We start from the raw sequence: 18,728 nt of genomic DNA, 5'->3' as shown, positions 1-18,728 counted from the left end.
TAAAACCTGTGTAAATTTACTACTGTGCCCAGGCTTCTACATGGTGGTTTTTACGGCTTTGATGGAAATTTTTACTACAACTAGGAACGGCTCTCCATGGCATTTTCACCAACAGGCTGAAAGCAACGATGCTTCGGTCCATCCAAATTTCAATAAGCGCTGGTATTTATGACTTGCCTGGTAATACAGGGATATCTTTCATCGTTTTCAGGCCATCCCCGATCAATTTTTCCAGTTCCGGTTTCTGAGATTTAAGCTGGTGCAGGTAATGGAAGATTTCCTGCTGAAGGGCTTCGTATAATTTTCGTTCTTTCAGCAGCTCCAGCATTTCCAGAGACAGCAACCAATCACCCTGGTGCCGGGTCTGCAATTGATGCCAGATAGCGGGAATCTCCTCCTCCGGCGCAGATCCTTCCCTTACGAAACGGACCTGCTGATACTGCTTCTGAAGGTCCCGTTGTTCTGAACTGTATTGAGAGACCGGCATTTCTGCAGGCAGCTGTGCTGTTTGCTCAAAAGCATCTTTATCAGCAGCCCCGGCAAAAACAGAAACAATAGCAGCCCCTACCGCCATTGTCAGACTACCGGCATTAAATGTGTACAATTCCGCACCGGTGGCTTCGTCCTGCACGGTACCCTCGGACAATCGGATCAGCAGCAATTTTTCCTTTCGAAACAAGCATTGCCGGACGATGCCTTCTACCCGGATGCCGGTTTCAAAGGCTAACAGAATCCGCTTGCCGGTTTCAATTCCCAGTCGATGCAGGTCCTCCATTGAAGCATCAGCCGGATCACCCTCAAAATTTCGCAGTCTGCCTACCGGACTGAAAAATCCCCCGGGATATTGTTCGCGACCATGACCGGCCAGCTGCTCGCCTTCGACCGCCAGCGCAGCAGGGCCCTCCGTTTGAATATATTTTGCTTCCGGTGCCGCCTTGAACTGCCCTGTAACCTGCAGACCGGAACTGTAGACCGCCGTACAGGTCAGGCCGGAATCGATCGCCCGGTCCAGCCCCTGCTGTCCCCCCCGACGATAAGACAGGTCCTGGCTAAATGTATCCAGCACCCGGATCAGGTGGGGAAAATCAGGCGTTACAAATAATTGTGGCTGGGGTTGGGTAATGTCATAAGCATAGTTGACCGCATCCAGGGAATACATCAATTTTTTCACGTCGGGTTTCATACAACTGACGCTCTCTCCTATCGAAGAAAGTAAACCGGCCCCATAAATTTTGTAATTTTTCAGATCCCCAATCAAGCCATATTCTACGGTCCACCAATGCAACCGGGCCAGTAAGGCCATTTCTGAAGGCGGCCCCATATGGTTTTGGATATAGTTGAGTTGCTCTTCAGCCTCCCGGATCTGGTTTTCAGGCGTACCCGCCAGCTCTTTGAGTACCGCCAGATTCCGGATGGCTTCAAAGAGTTCCTGATCTTTTTTCGAACTCAGGGCCTTAGATCCAACTTCGCCGGTCAGCTGCAGGTAATCCGCATATTCCGGTTCACCGATAATGGGCGCATGACCGGCAGATTCATGAATAATATCCGGAGCGGGGGTATACTCAATATGTTCCAACTGTCGGATATCTGCAGCAATGATCAGTACCCGGTAAGCCTGAAATTCCATAAACGCCTGTGACGGAATAAAGCCGTTCACAGTGACTGCCCCCCAACCAATCTGCTTCAGGTTGTCGTTCATGGTTCGCAAATCAGGTATATGCTCGATCGTGAGTCCCGCCTTTTTCAGCCCGGGTATATAAGGATAATAGGCTACATGTCGCAGGTAATTGTAATTCTGCCGCATCACATAGCGCCAGACAGCATGATCCACCGGCGTATAGTGGGCATAATGTTGCGGCACGATATACTGCCGCAGGTGATGGGGCAGCCGATCAATAATAGGGTTGTTATAGATGTTCATACAGCATTCAGGCTGCAAAAATAGTAAAAACTAACGATCGTAAGTTTTCTTTTGCCGGATTCGAAGCTGCCGCTGCACGAAATTCGTACTTATTCGCCCGCCATTTTGAGCACCCATTCCCATTCCTCCGGTTTTACAGTTTGGGTGGACAACCGACCCAGGCGAACCAGATCCATCTGCTGCAATTTTTTTTCCGCTTTGATTTGAGCCAGCGTTACGGAGTTTTTAAGTCTTTTTACAGGAGCGACATCCACCGCCACCCATCGTTCATCTTCGGTAGTCGGATCCTGATAGGCTGCTTTAACAATCTTCGCAATGCCAACGATCTCCGTGCCTTCGTTACTGTGGTAGAAAAAAGCGAGGTCGCCTTTTTTCATGGCACGCAGGTTTAATCTGGCCGCATAGTTACGGATACCATCCCACACCGTTCTTTTGTCTTTTAGAAGCTGGTCAAAACTATATTTAAAGGGTTCTGATTTGATAAGCCAATATGCCATGGTAGAATTTGTGTTTTAAACGTTTATTTCTTTAATTTCATGTTCCTGAGCCCCGCTATTCCGGGGATTCCGTATCTGAAAACGAATTTATAACCCGCAGGGTATATGTTCATCTGATCCGGGAACTGGTGAAATTAAAAAAAATACGAGTTGCAGCAAATTAGCATTTGGGAAGCCGATACTTTTTATGCCCCACAGGACGTAGTTATCGTCGGTGCAGGCTTTACAGGTCTGTGGACCGCCTTCCATATCAAACAAAAATATCCGGCCAAAAAAGTAACGGTCATGGAAGCTGGTTCAACGCCCAATGGCGCCTCGGTACGTAATGCCGGGTTTGCATGTTTTGGCAGCGTCTCGGAAATTTTTTCCGACCTGGACACACTGGGCGAAGAAAAAACCCTCGAATTATTGCAATGGCGTTTTGAAGGGTTACAGACGATTAGACAGCATTTTAATGATGTCCAGTTTGACTATCAGAACTGTGGGGGTTATGAGCTCATCGATAATGAAAAATACCTGGACCAGGTCGCAACAATCAATAAGTTGCTATATCCGATCAGTTCGGCTACGGAGACCTTTGTGGTAAATAACGCGCAGTTGGAAAATTTTGGTTTTGGCAAGATCAGTCATATCATAGAAAATCGTTTTGAAGGAGCCTTACATCCGGGAAAGCTGATCACGGCCCTGATGCAAAAACTTATGGCCATGGACGTCCAACTCCTCTTTGGCACAGAATTAAAACAAATAGATCAACGTTCAAAGGAATTACGGTTACAAACGACAGACAAACGGATCTTCAAAACCCAACAGCTCATCTACTGCACCAACGCATTTTCCAAAAACCTGTTGCCAGACATACCCCTGATTCCCGCGCGGGGTCAGGTACTCCTGACCGCAGCACTGCCAAAGCTGCCATTTGAAGGCGTGTTTCATTATCATGAGGGTTATTATTATTTCCGGAACCTGGGTAACAGGGTGCTACTTGGGGGTGCCAGAAATACTTCGATCGAAACAGAATATACCCTGGACGCCTTTACCACTTTACCGATTCAGGAAGCGCTGGAAAAATTTCTTAAAACCGTAGTGTTGCCCGGCCAGGAACCGGTAATAGAAAAACGCTGGGCAGGTATCATGGCCATGGGAACTGATAAATACCCGATTCTCAGACAACTGGATGACCGCCGGCTTTGCGCCGTTCGACTGAGCGGCATGGGCGTAGCCCTGGCGCCTACTTTAGGGAAAATGCTTTCCGAAATGATTTGATATATACAGCAGCTTAAAGATTTTTCGACGTCGAAGAGGTAACACGAAGCGCATACGATAAAAATGTTATTTAAATTAGGTCTCAAAGATGCAAAGAGTACTTTGTTGACATTATAACTGAAAAGCCCTCTATCATACTATTTCAAAATCGTTTAGTTGAAAGATATTTGGAAAACAATTGAAATATTGATTTATCTCTGCCCACCATCACGAACTTATTCCAACTATCAAAATTTGTAGCAACTAAAATATTAACTATTTGGTTTTCAATTAGAACTGCAATGGTATTATTCTCTCTCAAAAAACTTTTAAACGAAGAAATTTCATTGGATTTAACAGAAAACTCTATTTCCCAGTTGTTATTTGCTGACTTAAATGGTGATACTTTCATTCTTTTAAATGAAAAAAATCGCGAACTATCAATGTAGTAAGGAGAAAGACCTTCAGCTTCAAATTTAATCCCGTGAGTATTAACCTTGTATAATCCGCTCTCTAAGTTTATAAATTTAGATGTAGAACTTATCTTATAAATAGGTGAGGGAGAGGATTCTTTCTTTTGAGCGGGAATGGCCTTCGAATTCAATACAGCTCTCATTTCACCAGGCAACGGAAGCATATGAATTGGAACAGTATTTTTAAAAAATAGTATCGCGTCTATATTGTCTTTCAAATTGTGAATTGGATAAAACTGTCTTTCTTCTGGTATAAACCCAAAAAATCGGATTAAAAAATCAGCAGAAAACAAAGAATCAATATCTTCAGAATTAATAAAATAACGATCATGCCGATTGATTGTATTTAAAAAACGTTCCAAACTATTCAGTACCGGATGCTTTAACTCGTAGCTGCCGCCCCAACTAAAATACTTTCCATTTCCAACAAGTTCCGCCAGCAGAAAATATTGTCCTTTATAATATCGTTTAAGTCGATTTCCCAAATTGAGAAAATTAACGGCATTCGATCCTTTAATTAAATGCGCAAGATGTGCCGATAAAATAACTTCTTCCTCACTATTGGTATTGTCAATTAGTTCCCTCGCATTCTCAAACATTAACGAATCCCGAAATTCATAAGAATTATTAACTAGATTCTTAGTGTACTTATTAAGCAGATCAATTGAACTTAAAAGATTTTCCACCAGAATATCAGAATATTTATTGTAGTGTCCTAATCTTTGTTCATTCTTTACATGAGAAAAAAGCAGGTCATAATGAAAACTTTTATTAAGCAATTTAATCGAAGCTGAATCTTTCATTTTGGCCAACATTTCGAAAACCGGAGTTTTATAATCATTATAAATATCAATGCCGGCTATATTAACCTTATTTTCAACTTTAGAATTATATTCTTTAAGCCATAATAATAAATCCTTAAACTCCTTTGTATAAAAATAAGGCTGTCCGATTAAACCTTTATTTAAATCAAGCGGGTCTTCTCCCCCCCCTTGGATATATTGATTTGCATTTCTAAGAAAATCATTCGAAACTTCAAACAACACGAGCCGACATTTTCTCTTTTCAATATAATACTTTATAATATCGTTTCTCCAAACATTAAAATCACTTGACGTGTGGAGACTTTCCCCTATCCCTATTACTTTATTTGACTTAACATTTCTAAAAATACCAGGAATCGTTGTATACTGTACATCATCAAATTTATTATACGGCAGTTGGTCTTTGTCAAATTTTAAGTGGTCCTCGTTAAAATCGCCCAAATTGCTCCCATTAATTTTTACTTCTAAATGGTCAATCCAGTAGGCTGAGACTCCTGAAATTTCGAGCTCTAAGTTTAAGATTCTTGATGGTGATGGCTTTAAATTTAATTCATATTTATTCCAATCTTTTCCATTTAATAAAGAAGTCGAATCCAAATTTATTTCACGACAACTGTGACCTGTATACGCCTTAAAATAGCCATTATCAAGCTTACCTTTTGAATAAATAGATATCTTAATATTGTGATTGTTGGTCGGTAAAAATATTTTCTGTTTGAGTTTAATTTCCGAAGAAGAATTTCTACCTCTAACAAACAAAGCCGATTTTCCAGAAAAATAATTTATACTATCCCTTTCATATTCTGCCGGACTCTTAACGTCAACAAACCAGTCACTCGCATAAATAACTCGATCAAAATCAAAATTGTAAACGTCTGGCACTTGGCAAAACGAGGATTTTGGAGCAATTAAGATTAACACAAAATATAAAAGCCAAATTTTCAATTCTTCCAATTTTAAATTCTCTGTAAAGAAAAAGTTTTGACATAGAAACATGTTTCCAGTTAAACTCGGGCATTAACGCAACTGTAACACTTACGCGGCAAACGCTATAGATAAAATTAATATGCTCCAGATTCAGGAGAAGTACTACACCTCTTCTATCTTATAATAGTAAAAATAACATTATATGTTTCCCCCCATGTTTTATTTGTATTCTAGTTAAGTCCGGCAAGTCGAATCAACTTGTCAAATGAAGCCTAATAATCGTTGTCTTAGCCCATTAAAAGCCTGAACAAAAATTGAAAATCAATTTAGTCACAGTAAATTTAAGGATTATGGCAAAACAAAACGACAACTCACACCTGAGGAGAAGTACAGCATCCTGCAGGAAGCCGAACGGGAGGGCACGACCGAGACAACCCGAAAGTATAATTTAGCTCATTCAGTATAAGCTATTGGAAAAAGAAGTACCTGACCAAAAAAAGGGAAAAGAAACAGAAGTTTCCTTTCCCTTTTAAGTTCTCGAATAGGTATATTGTTTATTGTGTTACCGTAGTACTATCCACGGTTTCACTTTCGGGCGCCTGATCGATCAGTTCCATAAACTGATCCAGTTTAGGCGTGATGATAATCTCGGTACGACGGTTACGGGTCCGTCCCTGATCTGAGGTATTATCGGCAACCGGGTTGTATTCTCCACGTCCGCCTACGGTCAGTCGTTTAGGATCTACACCGTAATTGTTTTGCAGTGCCTGTACCACTGACGAGGCCCTCAGGGCACTCAGATCCCAGTTGTTGCGGATATTCTCGCGACTGATAGGTACATTATCGGTATTACCCTCAATCAATACATCATAGTCTTTATAGTCCAGTATAATCTTGGCAATCTTACTCAGGGTCTCACCCGCGCGTTCAGAAATCTCGTAGCTACCGGTCCGGTACAGCATATTATCAGATAAAGAAATATATACCACCCCTTTCAGCACCTTAATATCCACGTCACGTAGTTCGTCGCGTGTAAGCGACCGGGTAAGGTTATTGGTCAGCACCATATTGAGTGAATCACTCTTGCTTTTTTCATTGACCAGATGTTGGATATACCGGTTGGAAGCGTTGATCTCATCCACGAGTTTAGCAATATTGACATTGCCCTGGGTATTTTGATTGATGCTTTTATCCAGGGTTGACTGCAGTGCAGCCAATGCTTTTTTAAGTGAAGCATTATTCGCACGTTCTGCAGCGAGTTGTTCTTCCAGACTTTTTACTTTGCTGTTGCTGGAAGCCAGTGCCACCTGGCTGGATTGATATCTTTGATTCAGATCTTTATAACTGTTCTGTAAGGCCGTATACTTCTTGGTACCTACGCAGCCTGTTAATACGAGGGCGCCGAACAATGCCAGTACCGGGGCCATAAATAATCGTCTTTTCATTATATCCTGTTTTAAATTTTCCTGTTAAGGTCGGGACCGCGGGCCATCGCCCTGTTCCTGAAAACCGGCGGGGCCTTTTTCTTAAATTACCGATGCCTGCTTCACAGCAGGCTATAAATCAATCGGTTTTAATTAGCTGACAGCCAAAAAAACCCGACCGCAACTCATAGATGACAAATTAAATGCCTAAGTTGCAATCTCTAACAGCAAGGGGGTTGAAAAGTTGGTAACTTTATCGGAATTTAAGTTATAATTAACTAATTTACAGAAACTTATCCTCCGTTTTAAAAAAAGATCAGCCGGTGGATAAAAGTCCATTAAAGATATTGATTGTAGGTCAGGGAATCTCTGCGACCCTGCTTTCCTGGTTTCTCCTGAAATCCGGTGCGGAAGTAACCGTTGTGGATGATCAGCAGACAGCCACCGCTTCCCGGGTAGCCGCAGGGCTGATTAATCCCGTTACCGGCAGAAGGCTGGTTACCGTCTGGATGGATCAGCAACTCCTGCCTTTTGCCGAGGATACCTATACTGAAATAGATGCCTATCTGGACATCCGGAGTTTTGTGCGCACCCGGATACTCAATATGTTTGCCAATCCTTTTATGAAAGAAGGCTTTCTAAAAAGGATCGGTGAAAAAGCGCCCTATCTGAGTGTCGTACCGGATCAGGAGCAGGAACTGGCACCTTATTTCAACTACGAATTTGGTTCCGGCAGTATCACACCGGCATATCAGGTACATACCAATCTGTTACTATCCGCCTGGCGCCAGCAATTGATTCGCGAAAACCGGCTCATCCAGGAAGCCTTTCATTTTGAACAACTGGAACTTCAGGATGGAAAAGTCCGGTATGGATCATTAGCAGCCGACCTGTTGATTTTTTGCGACGGCGCTTCGGGCAACAGCAATCCCTTCTTCTCGCTGCTGCCTTTTGCCCTCAATAAGGGTGAAGCCCTGATTATTGAATGTCCCGATTTACCCCAGGGACCCATTTACAAAAAATCAATCACCCTGGCGCCACTGGGAGAAGGGCGTTTCTGGGCGGGATCCAACTATATCTGGGATTTCGATGATGAAGCGCCTACGGCTGATTTTCGAAAAGCGACCGAATCGCATCTGCGCCAGTGGCTGAAACTTCCCTTTACCGTCCGCGATCATCAGGCCGCCATCCGGCCGGCCACGGTGGAACGTCGCCCCTTTGTGGGTTTTCATCCCCGTTTTAAGCAGGTGGGTATTCTGAACGGCATGGGTACCAAAGGATGTTCACTGGCGCCCTGGTTTGCCCGGCAACTGGCCGATCATATCCTGCACCAGCAACCACTGGCGCCCGAAGCAGACATCAGCCGTTTCAGCAGCATCCTGTCCCGTACCGTCCGGTAATCGGGTATATCCTCAAATCCAGGCTCGTCCCATGCCCTGCCCCATCCCCTATTTTGGGGATAGCCCTTGTCCAGAAAACCACTTCGGTTTTGCTACTTTAGTACTTCTTACTTTACCAAAATTCCTGATAAGGTCAAATTCTAAACCAACACAGGCATAAAATCCAATGTCATGGCTAAAGCAAATACCGCCAAAACAAAAATCAAACTGCATGGGAAAACGCTTCCCACCAGCGATCGAAGCATCGATGCCAGCAGGGTGCATTTTACCCTGACAGCCGCATATAAACTGGACAATTCCAGAAGCATCGAAGCAGAACACGAAATTGAAATCGGAGACAACGATTATATTGAACTGACTTTTCAGGATGATACGGTCTGGTTTGGGGACCGCGACACCCTGCATACTTTCTTTCCGGAAATTGAAGCGGCTACCCGTGCCGGCGGTGTGCCACATTTGCCAGTAGGCGTGGCTTCGGATGACAGTGCCCGGGGACTGGTCAGCCAGGCGGTACTCAAACTATTCAAGAAATACACCCGTACCGCCGTACAATCAACGATGACGAAACTGGCAAATTCGCTGGAGCAGAAATCACTGGAAGGGCGCCAGGGCCTGTATGCCATCGACGGGGATTTCAAACTTACCCCTTTCAAAAAACAGGACAGTACCAAACCGCTGCTGCTTTTTATTCACGGGACGGCTTCTTCCACGACCGGCTCTTTTGTCTCCCTGAAAACCAATACCCTCTGGACTGATATACAGGAACGTTATGGCAGCAACATACTGGCTTTCGAACATCAGACGCTTACTAAAAGTCCCCTGGAAAACCTCCTGGAGCTCCTGCGTCTCCTACCTGATTCCTCCCAGCCCATTGATATCATTACCCATTCAAGGGGCGGACTGGTGGGCGATTTGCTCGTACGCTTCAGCGAAAACCCTTCCGGCTTCCCTGCCGCCAGTCTCGATTTGCTCAAAGAAGAAAAACGAAGCGGGGATCTGAAATCAATTCAGGAAATCGGCAAGTTGATGTCGACAAGACAACTGAAGGTCGGGAAACTGATCAGGGTGGCCTGCCCGGCCCGGGGTACTTCTCTATTGGGTAAAAGAACCGATGTTTTTTTTAATGTACTGATCAACCTGATCAATGTTTCCAGCCCCGTACTGGCGCCGATCGTCGAAACCCTGAAAGCCCTGATCAGCCAGGCGCTGGAAACCCGTAATGATGCAGAAGTGCTGCCGGGTCTGGAAGCCATGAACCCCGAATCGGTTTTCCTGAAAGCGCTAAATACGGCCAGTTCCTATGCCGATGATATCGCAGCAGGTTTTAACAACCGGCTGCTGGTAATTTCTGGGAACAGCAAGTTCAGCGTCAGTCTGAATGGTTTAAAAGTCCTGCTGACCAAGTTCTTTTTTAAATGGGGTCCTAATGACCTCGTCGTGGATACGCCTTCCATGTATCAGGGTGCCCGGCGTAAAGCGCCGGTGCAGTACTTTCTGGATGATGGCAGCGGCGTGAATCACTTTTCTTATTTCAGTAATAAGACGACCCAGGACGCCATCGGTCAGGCTTTATTCAGCAAGGAGGACCGGGTGGCTGCTTTCAAAGAGATGGACATTGAGAATCTGGGGGCGCTTCAACGCGGCATTTTCGGACTCGAAGGCGGTAAACTGGCCATCCGGAAAGCCAGCGGACAAAAACCGATCGTACTGCTATTGCCGGGCATCATGGGCTCCTTCCTGGAAGACGGTAAAAAATCGCTTTGGATTAATTACCTGTCATTTGCTTTCGGTGGCCTTACCCGACTCCGTCTGGACGGATCCGATAAAATTGAAGCCACCGGACTGATTAAAACTGCTTACAAGGATCTTGTCGCCTATCTGTCGGCCACCTATGATGTGGAGGTATTTCCTTTCGATTGGCGTAAAAGCATCCCCGCGTCCGGGCGATTGCTCCACCAGCGGATTCTGGAACTGCAGCAATTGAAACAGCCCATACTGCTGGTAGGCCATTCGATGGGCGGTCTGGTTATCCGGGAACTGGCCCTGCAGTTTGAAGCGACCTGGCAATGGCTGAATGCCCAAACCGGTTTTAAAACCGTCTTGCTGGGAACACCCTGGATGGGTTCTTTCCGCATACCCAATGTACTGGCCGGCAAGGATTCGATAATCAAACAACTGGACACCATTGATTTTGCGCATTCCCGGACGACCCTGATCGATATGTTCTCGAAATTTCCGGGATTGCTCGGTCTGTTGCCCGTCATGCCCAATGACACGGATTTTGGTAATAAAAAAGTATGGGACCAATTTATCCAGGCTTCGGGCATGGACTGGGAAGCACCTGACCAGCAGCTGCTCGCAGATATTGCAGCATTTAAAAGTCGGGTGAATGAGGGCATCGCCACCCTGGATCACTCCAATATCATCTATGTGGCAGGCAAGGATGAAGAAACGGTAGACGGCTACAAAATCGAAAACGGTCAGTTGCTGTTTTCGGTAACGGCCGAAGGTGATCAGAGTGTCACCTGGGCCACCGGCATTCCCCAAAAACTCAATCGGGAAACGGCACTTTACTATACCCGTGCGACACATGGCGGTCTGTCCCTGAAAAAATACCTGTTTCAGGGAATTAAGGACTTACTGGACCGGGGGACCACGCAGTCACCTGAATTCAGTCGTAAACCACTGCCGCAGCTGCCTACCGGCAGAACCATCAGCCGGGAAGTCTATAATTTCGAAAATACCGAAGAAAGTATCGAAGCCAATCTGCTGGGACTGGGCCAGGATTTTACGGAAGATACAAGCACCCTCCCGATCCTGAAAGTGAGTGTCACCAAGGGGGATATGATTTATGCGGCCCATCCGCTTTTAATCGGACATTTTGCCAATGATGGTATTTACGGTGCGGAAGCAGTGGCGAATAAGTACCTTAACAACAGCCTCTATATGAAGCATCATCTCGGCATTTACCCGGGCGATGTGGGTACGCATAATTTTTTTGAATGCAAGGACGGCGGATTTAAAGGCGTACTGGTACTGGGGATGGGACAGGCGGAAAATCTGAATGCCTACCAGATCACCAAAACCACCGAACAGGCCACCTCGGATTACCTGCTGAGTTACTGCAGGAAGCAGCTGCAGCCTCAGAAAAACAAAATAGGACTCTCTTCATTGATCATAGGCACGGATTATGGCGGTCTGCCACTGGAGAGTTCCTGTCGGGCAATTATGCAGGGTATTGTCAATGCCAATAAAAAAGTAATGGCTGTCACAGGCATGGAGGATCTCTATGTCGATGAACTGGAATTCATCGAACTCTTCGAAGATAAATCGATCAGCTGCTTTTACAGCCTGGCCGGTTTTATCAATGGTAACAGTGACGGGATGAATATTGCCTGGAAAGAGAAAAGAATCAAAACCGTACCCGGAGGTCGCAAACGACTGCTGTCGGATGCTTCCTATAGCTGGTGGCAGCGACTCAGCATAATTGCTACCGAACAGCAACTGTCAAAAAAACCGGTCAGGGAAAAAGTTCTGTCTTACTATTCCAGCACCAATAATGCCCGGGAAGAAAAAAAAGAGCTGCATCATAATCTTCAATTGATTGATACACTGCTCAATGATATCTCGATCGGCAAGAACTGGTCTGCGGATAAGGCAAAGGCCATCTTTGAGTTGTTAATCCCCACAGAATTTAAGGAAAATATACGACGCAATTCACCCATCATATGGGTCCTGGATAAGTTTACTGCCTCTTTTCCCTGGGAATTGCTGCAAACCGGCGGGGACGGAGAAAAACCGCTCTGTGTCACAGCAGGTATGATCCGCCAGCTGGCCACAGAAAATTACAAATCGCGTACGCCGATCAAAGGCAATAATGTACTGATTATCGGCGATCCCGATCTGAATGGGTATTCCGGCGCAGGGCAACTGCCAGGTGCCGCCCGTGAAGCCGGGCTGGTGTATGAATTACTGAAAGGTAAAAACGAACTGAGTATTGACAATCCACTGATCCGGGCTTCCAGCGATGAACTGCTCACCGCGCTCTATAAACAGGAATATAAAATCCTGCACCTGGCCGGTCACGGATTTTTTGACGCAGATGATCCCGGAAATTGCGGTATGGTAATCGGCAAGACACCGGACGGGGACAGTCCATTGTTTCTAACGCCCCACCATATCAATCAATTGCCCAATACACCGGAATTTGTTTTCGTAAACTGCTGCTTTCTCGGCCGTATCAATCCCTACGCAGAACAACTTTCAGCCAAAAGGCATGAGCTGGCTGCAAATATAGGCACCCAGTTGATCGAAAACGGGGTAAAAGCAGTCGTAGTCGCCGGCTGGGAAGTCGATGACGGTGCCGCCCTGCGTTTTGCGGAAATCCTTTATGAAAAAATGCTCAGCAATTACAATTTCGGCGCGGCCGTTCAGGAAGCCCGGCGGGTAGTCTATAATGAATTTCCCAACAGCAATACCTGGGGTGCTTTCCAATGTTATGGCCAGCAACATTATACCCTGAATCTGAATCACTCGAATCAGGACAGCCCTTATACCTATGACATCCCCCAGTCCGCTGAAAACGATCTGGATAATTTGTTAAGCAATACCGAAGTGGCCTTTTATGAGGATGATTACCTGATGCAACAACTCAGAAAAATTTCCGACGGTATCAACAGGGCCGGTTTCCGCAATCCCGAACTGCGTCAGAAAGAAGCCATGGCTTATACCGAATTGAACGATTATGAACAGGCTGAAAAACTCTATAATGAACTGTTTAAAACCGAAGATGCCAGTTTTGATGTGAAAGCGCTGGAACGCTACCAACGCATCCGGATCAGAAAAGAAATCTCTTACTTTTTTTCCCATCCGGGCATGAAAGCGCCGGAAAGAACCGCCATCCTGGATGTTATTGAAGACGGTATTGCCAATCTGAAAAATCTGCTGCTGGTTTGGGAGACCGGCGAAAGATATGCACTGATCGCCAGTGCGTACAAGCGCAAGGGGCTGGTATTGACAGCACCTGCATCCAAACTCAAGGCCATGGAGCAGGCGACTGGTTTCTATTATAAAGCTTATAATAAACTCGGCAGTAGCTATAGTTTTTCGAACTGGGTTATACTGGAGACCCTGATCCAGAAATACAAAAAACAATCCTGGGGCCAGACCGTGGTCAGGGATGCCAAACGGCAACGTTTACTGCCGCTTACAGAAATCAACCGGCAACTGGCCGATCTGAAAAAAACAACGATGACCGACGAGAAGGACAAGAATTACTGGAATATGTCTGAAATTCTCGACATCCTGTTATGTAGTTATTTTCTGAAACCCACGGAAGCGGAATTTACTGCGTATGCGAAACAGCTCCGCTCCCTGTGGAAACATGAAGGTTCCAAGAACAAACAGCAAATGCAAAAAGACAACCTCAAAATTCTGGCAGATTATGCCCGGTTCGCAGGATTAAATCCAATCGCAGAAAAATTGCTGTCGATTACCTAAGCCCGGGCCAGGAAACAGGAGTTTACAAAATGAATAAGGCCGGCACCTGAGGTACCGGCCTTTCCCATGCAGGGATCCTGAAGAAGCTATTCCAGTGTCAGCTGGGTGCCCCCTGAAGTATAGGTACCCGGACTCAAATTAGCGGTCTGAGATGGCAGAAAGGTATCAGTCTGATATACCTGTTTTGGGTTCACGGTGGTATGGCTGGAACTACCTCCGAAACAAATAAAAAGGATACAAAAACCAGTGGCATTCTTGGTGGTCACTTTATTGGGTTCAATCAGGTCAATACTGAAACTGGTCTGTGCGTCATACACTTTGACCGGCACCCGGGCAATCCTTGCCGTATTGTTGGACTCGGTAGTACAGATATTTTGTATCGAGTTCTCCAGGTACAACGGCGCCACATTCAGAACCGGACTGCTGGAACTGATTCCTACTGCGACTGGACCGCAGACCGGTACCTTGGAATGGATGACCATCGAAATCGTCATTTGTTTATAGGCATACAATTGCAGGTCCCGACTGTGCTTTACACCTGAACCGGCTTCCGTAAAGGAAACATTCAGGTTGCCGGCACCCATCGTAGCCAAGGTTACTGCGACATTATTTCCGCTGGCGATAACTTTTCCGTTCAGGGTCCATTTCAGGTTCTTTACCGCCCTGCTAATTTCACTAATTTTCAGGGTTAGCCGGGTTTGTACCGGCAAGTAAATGGTTCCTTTTTCTTCGCGGACTTCAATGGTACTGCCGGCGGAGCCGGCCATGGCGGCACTCAGCCCGAATGCGTCATCCGGTAATCCCCTGTCTTCAAACGCATCTGCATTATCGATGTGAAAAGGATCGGGAAACAAACTGGATTTCTTACAGCTCATAAAAGCCAGCATGATCAAGACGAGCGAAATCGATTGTCTAAACGGCAAAGGTAGTTTCATAATGAAAGTTTTAATTGTTACAGTATTTACAATCAAGCCGGTAAACAGATCACCATTACCGGTATGTTAGAAATGCAACACAAAGAAACAGTATCCCGGAGCTGAAGTCAATCCCGTAATTGGTGATTTTCAGAAATACAGATTTTCAATTATCCTGCCCTGACACCGTCACCATTTTTGGGTATTTTTCCTCAGTGCGATGGTTTTTGCAGTCAATGTTTGTAATTTGGAACTATGTTTTTGACCCGTTGGCTACCTATTTGTTTGCTATGGTGCTGCCTGAGTGCAGGCGCATCGGCTTCAGCTACCGGCCATAGGATGGTGACCGGCAGTATCGTCCCGGAAGGCAGCCCCAAAAGCAACTATATCATCCATGAACCGATACAAACCGGATCCGCACTCGATCACAATGCGGCCTATGGTTTTAATATGTCGCTGGGCTATCAGCCGAAGTCCATCCTTTTACATTTATACAATCCCGATAGCGTTACATCCGAATCAGTTATAGAACTGACCAATCCTTTTCTCAGTGCCGTTCATTTCTATACGACTGACAACCGTGGCAATCAGGATAGTCTGCTGACCGGAGCCCGGTATCCCTTTAGCCGCCGTCCCAAAAACCATCCCAATTTTCAATTTCCGGTAAAACTCGCACCTGGTGCTTCTGTGGATTGCCGGATCACCATTGAAGTAGGCACCGCATCGGGAGATTTCCGATTGCTGGTATGGGACAAGGAAAAAAGAAATGAATACCAATTACTGGAAACAAAATACCTGAGTTACTTTTTTATCATCAATCTAAGTTTTCTGCTATTCATAGGTATTGCGATCCTGATGACACAGCAAAGATTTCACTGGTATTATTTTATATATGTGGTTTTTGGTTTTCTTTATATCTATGCAGAACTGGGGCTGGGTTTCAAGAATATCTGGCCGGAAAAACCCAGACTCCAGGCATCCAGCATCCTGCTGATCGCCAATATTTATCAGGTGTTCGGACTGCTTTTTGTACGAAAATATTTCAGCACCGCCAACCGACAACAATTCTGCGACCGCCTGCTCACCGGCCTCATAGTCGCGGCACTTTTATTTGAATGCATTGTTGCGGGCAACCTGCTATTGGCCCGGCATTTACCCAAATGGCTGGTGCAGGTCAACACGATATTGTTCATCCTTTCAGGAATCAGTGTATTTATTACCGCCGGCCTTTCCATGCGTAGCAAAAGTCTGAAATGGGACGCCGGCTGGTTTATCATTGGATTTACACCCCATGCGATCAGTATCCTGCAACTTTGCCTGCGACCATTCGGGCTTTTTAATAATACCAACGAAAGCTGGTTCCGCGGTATCGCGCCGGTATATTTAGATACCATTCATCCACCTAATTTTCTTTTCTGGTCTGTACTCTGGGAAGTGATTATTGTTTTCTGGCTGATCATCAAAAGACTCAGGCGGCTTTATGAAGTCAATATGAATATGACCCGTCAACTGGCTTTCCAAAGGGAAAGAAATATGCAGAAACTGCTTTCGGGCGTGGAGCAGGAAAGGCAAAGGATTGCCCAGGAACTACATGATGGCAGTGGCGTAGCATTATCTGCGCTGAAAATGAAGCTCCAGGTCCTCAAGGAACAGAAAGATCAGTATACCACCGATAAAATTACAGCGCTGATGAAAGAGGTCGACCGCATCTATGAAGACATCCGCGGCATCTCTCATAATCTGATGCCCAAAACCTTAAGCAAACTGGGTCTCTACCCGGCCATAGATGAACTGGTCAACCAGATCCGGATCGCTGCGCCCCAGATCAATTTCAATTATTATCGGAAAACCAGCACCAACCATTTCAGTGAAAATGCGAAAATCAATATCTACCGGATCATTCAGGAGTTGTTGACCAATGTTGTCAAACATTCCGGAGCGCAGGAAGTATCGCTGCAACTGATCAAACACAACGATAAGCTAATGATATCCATAGAAGATGACGGCAGTGGTTTTGACACCCGGGAAACCCGTAATGGTATCGGGCTTACCGGCATTGAATCCCGGGTAGAAATGCTGAGTGGTAATCTTTCCATCGATGCAACGCCGCAAAACGGAACTTTTATTTCGATCTTTCTGCCGCTGGAAAATTTAAATTAAGCCTTGTTTGTTTGCAAAGGAAATCAGTTCGGCTGTATTCTTTACCTCACATTTGGCCAGTATGTTTTTTCTGTGGGTATCCACTGTATTAATGCTGATAAAAAGTAGTTTGGCAATTTCAGCGCTTTTCTTTCCTTCGGCAATCATCTTAAGCACTTCCTGTTCCCGCTTGGATAAGATTTGCGGAGCGGTATGGCCCGTCTGTAGATCACCGTTCTGCGCGGCAGCAGTATCCGTAAAAGACTGAATGATCTTATCCTGTACCCGTTCATCAAGAAACCGGCTTCCGTTAGCTACCGCCATAATGGCTTTTACGAGTTCCTCCTTTCCGATATTCTTTAATACATAACCCGTGGCCCCCTGTTTTAAGGCTTCCCTGATCAGGGCAATATCATCATAGCCGGTTAACATCAGAATCCGCTGTCGGGGACGTTGCTCCAGCACCTCTTTAATACATTCAATTCCGTCCTTTTCCGGCATATTCAGATCCATTAAAATTACGTCCGGCTTGAGTTTGCCAACAACTTCAGACAATTCCACAGGTTCATTACAGCCACCGGCAATCTGTATCTGCGGGACATCACTGAGCAGTGCACTTAGCCCATCTATGATGATCTGCTGATCGTCAACAATCAGCACTTTTACAACCGTCGATGATTTTTTATCCATATGGCATCCGACTTTAGGTTTTCTAAATATACAGATCTGCCACCAAATTAGCTGTACGCTTTCAGTCTAAGAGCTGCAGTACGGCAACCACCGGCAGATGATCTGAAGCATAGGTTTCATTGATGACTTGATGGCTGAGGACGGAAAATTTATTTCCGGGCCTAAAACCAATATAGTCCAGGGTCCGTTTGGGATGTTCTACGGGAATTGTAAACGCACAATCCTTACAGGTGCGGGTAAAATATTTATCCAGCACTTTGATCACTTCATCCTGTTCCGCTGCATTAAAATCCCCGCCGATAATAAGAGGAAATAATGCTTTTTCGGCTACATGACCGATTTCTTCGATTTGCCTGAGCCGGTTGGTGCGTTCCCGTTGGGCATCCAAATGGGTGCTGGCCACTTCCAATTTTTTACCACCGGGCAGGGTTATTACCGCCAGGGCGATCACCCGCAGCTCCCCTCCCGTCCCTTCGACGGTAGGCAGCCGATGGGTACGCTTTTCTGTTAATGGGAAACGGGAAAGCAGGGCTACGCCATAATCCCCACCATCATGATCAATCGACTTGGCAAAATAGTAATAGGGAAATCCCGCTTTCTCCGCTAATAGCGCGGCTTCATCGATCTTTCCGCTTCTGGCAGTATGAACATCTACTTCCTGCAAGGCCACGATATCGGGGTGCTGCGCTTTAATTACGGTCGCCACTGCATCCAGATCAATAAAATCAGGTTTGGAAGGGGGATTGGCATGGTGAATATTATAGCTCATAAACTTCAG

Annotated in this window: 11 protein-coding genes; 4 read left to right on the top strand and 7 right to left on the bottom strand. The window is 45.5% G+C overall.

Features of this window, described 5'->3' with window-relative positions:
* Window positions 1-166: 166 nt before the first annotated feature.
* Entirely contained in the window at window positions 167-1,921 is a 1,755-nt protein-coding gene (locus ACYVI9_RS05210; protein WP_460761584.1) for an aromatic amino acid hydroxylase, read from the bottom strand.
* 89 nt (window positions 1,922-2,010) lie between these two features.
* Window positions 2,011-2,418: an EVE domain-containing protein gene (locus ACYVI9_RS05205; protein ID WP_460761581.1), complete on the bottom strand. Its 408-nt coding sequence runs from the start codon at window positions 2,416-2,418 to the stop codon at window positions 2,011-2,013.
* Window positions 2,419-2,568: 150 nt separating this feature from the next.
* On the opposite strand from ACYVI9_RS05205, the gene ACYVI9_RS05200 reads away from it, so the two are divergent.
* Complete coding sequence (locus ACYVI9_RS05200; protein WP_460761579.1) at window positions 2,569-3,681, top strand: NAD(P)/FAD-dependent oxidoreductase; 1,113 nt, start codon at window positions 2,569-2,571, stop codon at window positions 3,679-3,681.
* Window positions 3,682-3,823: 142 nt separating this feature from the next.
* Here ACYVI9_RS05200 and ACYVI9_RS05195 read toward each other — a convergent pair whose 3' ends face one another.
* Together ACYVI9_RS05195 and ACYVI9_RS05190 are read right to left on the bottom strand one after the other, a co-directional pair.
* Window positions 3,824-5,902, bottom strand: a complete 2,079-nt coding sequence (locus tag ACYVI9_RS05195; RefSeq protein WP_460761576.1) for an erythromycin esterase family protein — start codon at window positions 5,900-5,902, stop codon at window positions 3,824-3,826.
* 536 nt (window positions 5,903-6,438) lie between these two features.
* The gene (locus ACYVI9_RS05190; RefSeq protein WP_460761574.1) at window positions 6,439-7,329 is read right to left on the bottom strand and encodes an OmpA/MotB family protein; all 891 of its coding nucleotides are present in this window, start codon (window positions 7,327-7,329) and stop codon (window positions 6,439-6,441) included.
* A 302-nt stretch (window positions 7,330-7,631) separates the two neighbouring features.
* Between ACYVI9_RS05190 and ACYVI9_RS05185 the strand changes: the two genes are divergently transcribed.
* Together ACYVI9_RS05185 and ACYVI9_RS05180 are read left to right on the top strand one after the other, a co-directional pair.
* Window positions 7,632-8,708: an NAD(P)/FAD-dependent oxidoreductase gene (locus ACYVI9_RS05185; RefSeq protein ID WP_460761571.1), complete on the top strand. Its 1,077-nt coding sequence runs from the start codon at window positions 7,632-7,634 to the stop codon at window positions 8,706-8,708.
* A gap of 171 nt (window positions 8,709-8,879) precedes the next feature.
* The gene (locus tag ACYVI9_RS05180) at window positions 8,880-14,207 is read left to right on the top strand and encodes a CHAT domain-containing protein (protein WP_460761570.1); all 5,328 of its coding nucleotides are present in this window, start codon (window positions 8,880-8,882) and stop codon (window positions 14,205-14,207) included.
* A gap of 86 nt (window positions 14,208-14,293) precedes the next feature.
* Here ACYVI9_RS05180 and ACYVI9_RS05175 read toward each other — a convergent pair whose 3' ends face one another.
* Window positions 14,294-15,142: a hypothetical protein gene (locus ACYVI9_RS05175; protein WP_460761567.1), complete on the bottom strand. Its 849-nt coding sequence runs from the start codon at window positions 15,140-15,142 to the stop codon at window positions 14,294-14,296.
* 234 nt (window positions 15,143-15,376) lie between these two features.
* Between ACYVI9_RS05175 and ACYVI9_RS05170 the strand changes: the two genes are divergently transcribed.
* Window positions 15,377-17,281: a sensor histidine kinase gene (locus tag ACYVI9_RS05170; protein WP_460761565.1), complete on the top strand. Its 1,905-nt coding sequence runs from the start codon at window positions 15,377-15,379 to the stop codon at window positions 17,279-17,281.
* Here the strand turns inward: ACYVI9_RS05170 and ACYVI9_RS05165 are convergent.
* Together ACYVI9_RS05165 and ACYVI9_RS05160 are read right to left on the bottom strand one after the other, a co-directional pair.
* A complete protein-coding gene (locus ACYVI9_RS05165) occupies window positions 17,273-17,950 on the bottom strand; it encodes a response regulator (protein WP_460761562.1) in 678 nt (225 codons plus the stop codon). The two genes, ACYVI9_RS05170 and ACYVI9_RS05165, sit on opposite strands and share 9 nt — an antisense overlap.
* Before the next feature lie 61 nt (window positions 17,951-18,011).
* Complete coding sequence (locus ACYVI9_RS05160; RefSeq protein ID WP_460761560.1) at window positions 18,012-18,719, bottom strand: endonuclease/exonuclease/phosphatase family protein; 708 nt, start codon at window positions 18,717-18,719, stop codon at window positions 18,012-18,014.
* Between the last annotated feature and the right edge of the window lie 9 nt (window positions 18,720-18,728).

Source organism: Niabella terrae (assembly GCF_054783135.1).
The sequence above is the reverse complement of the archived record's forward strand: the minus strand, read 5'-3'. Positions and strand labels throughout refer to the sequence as shown.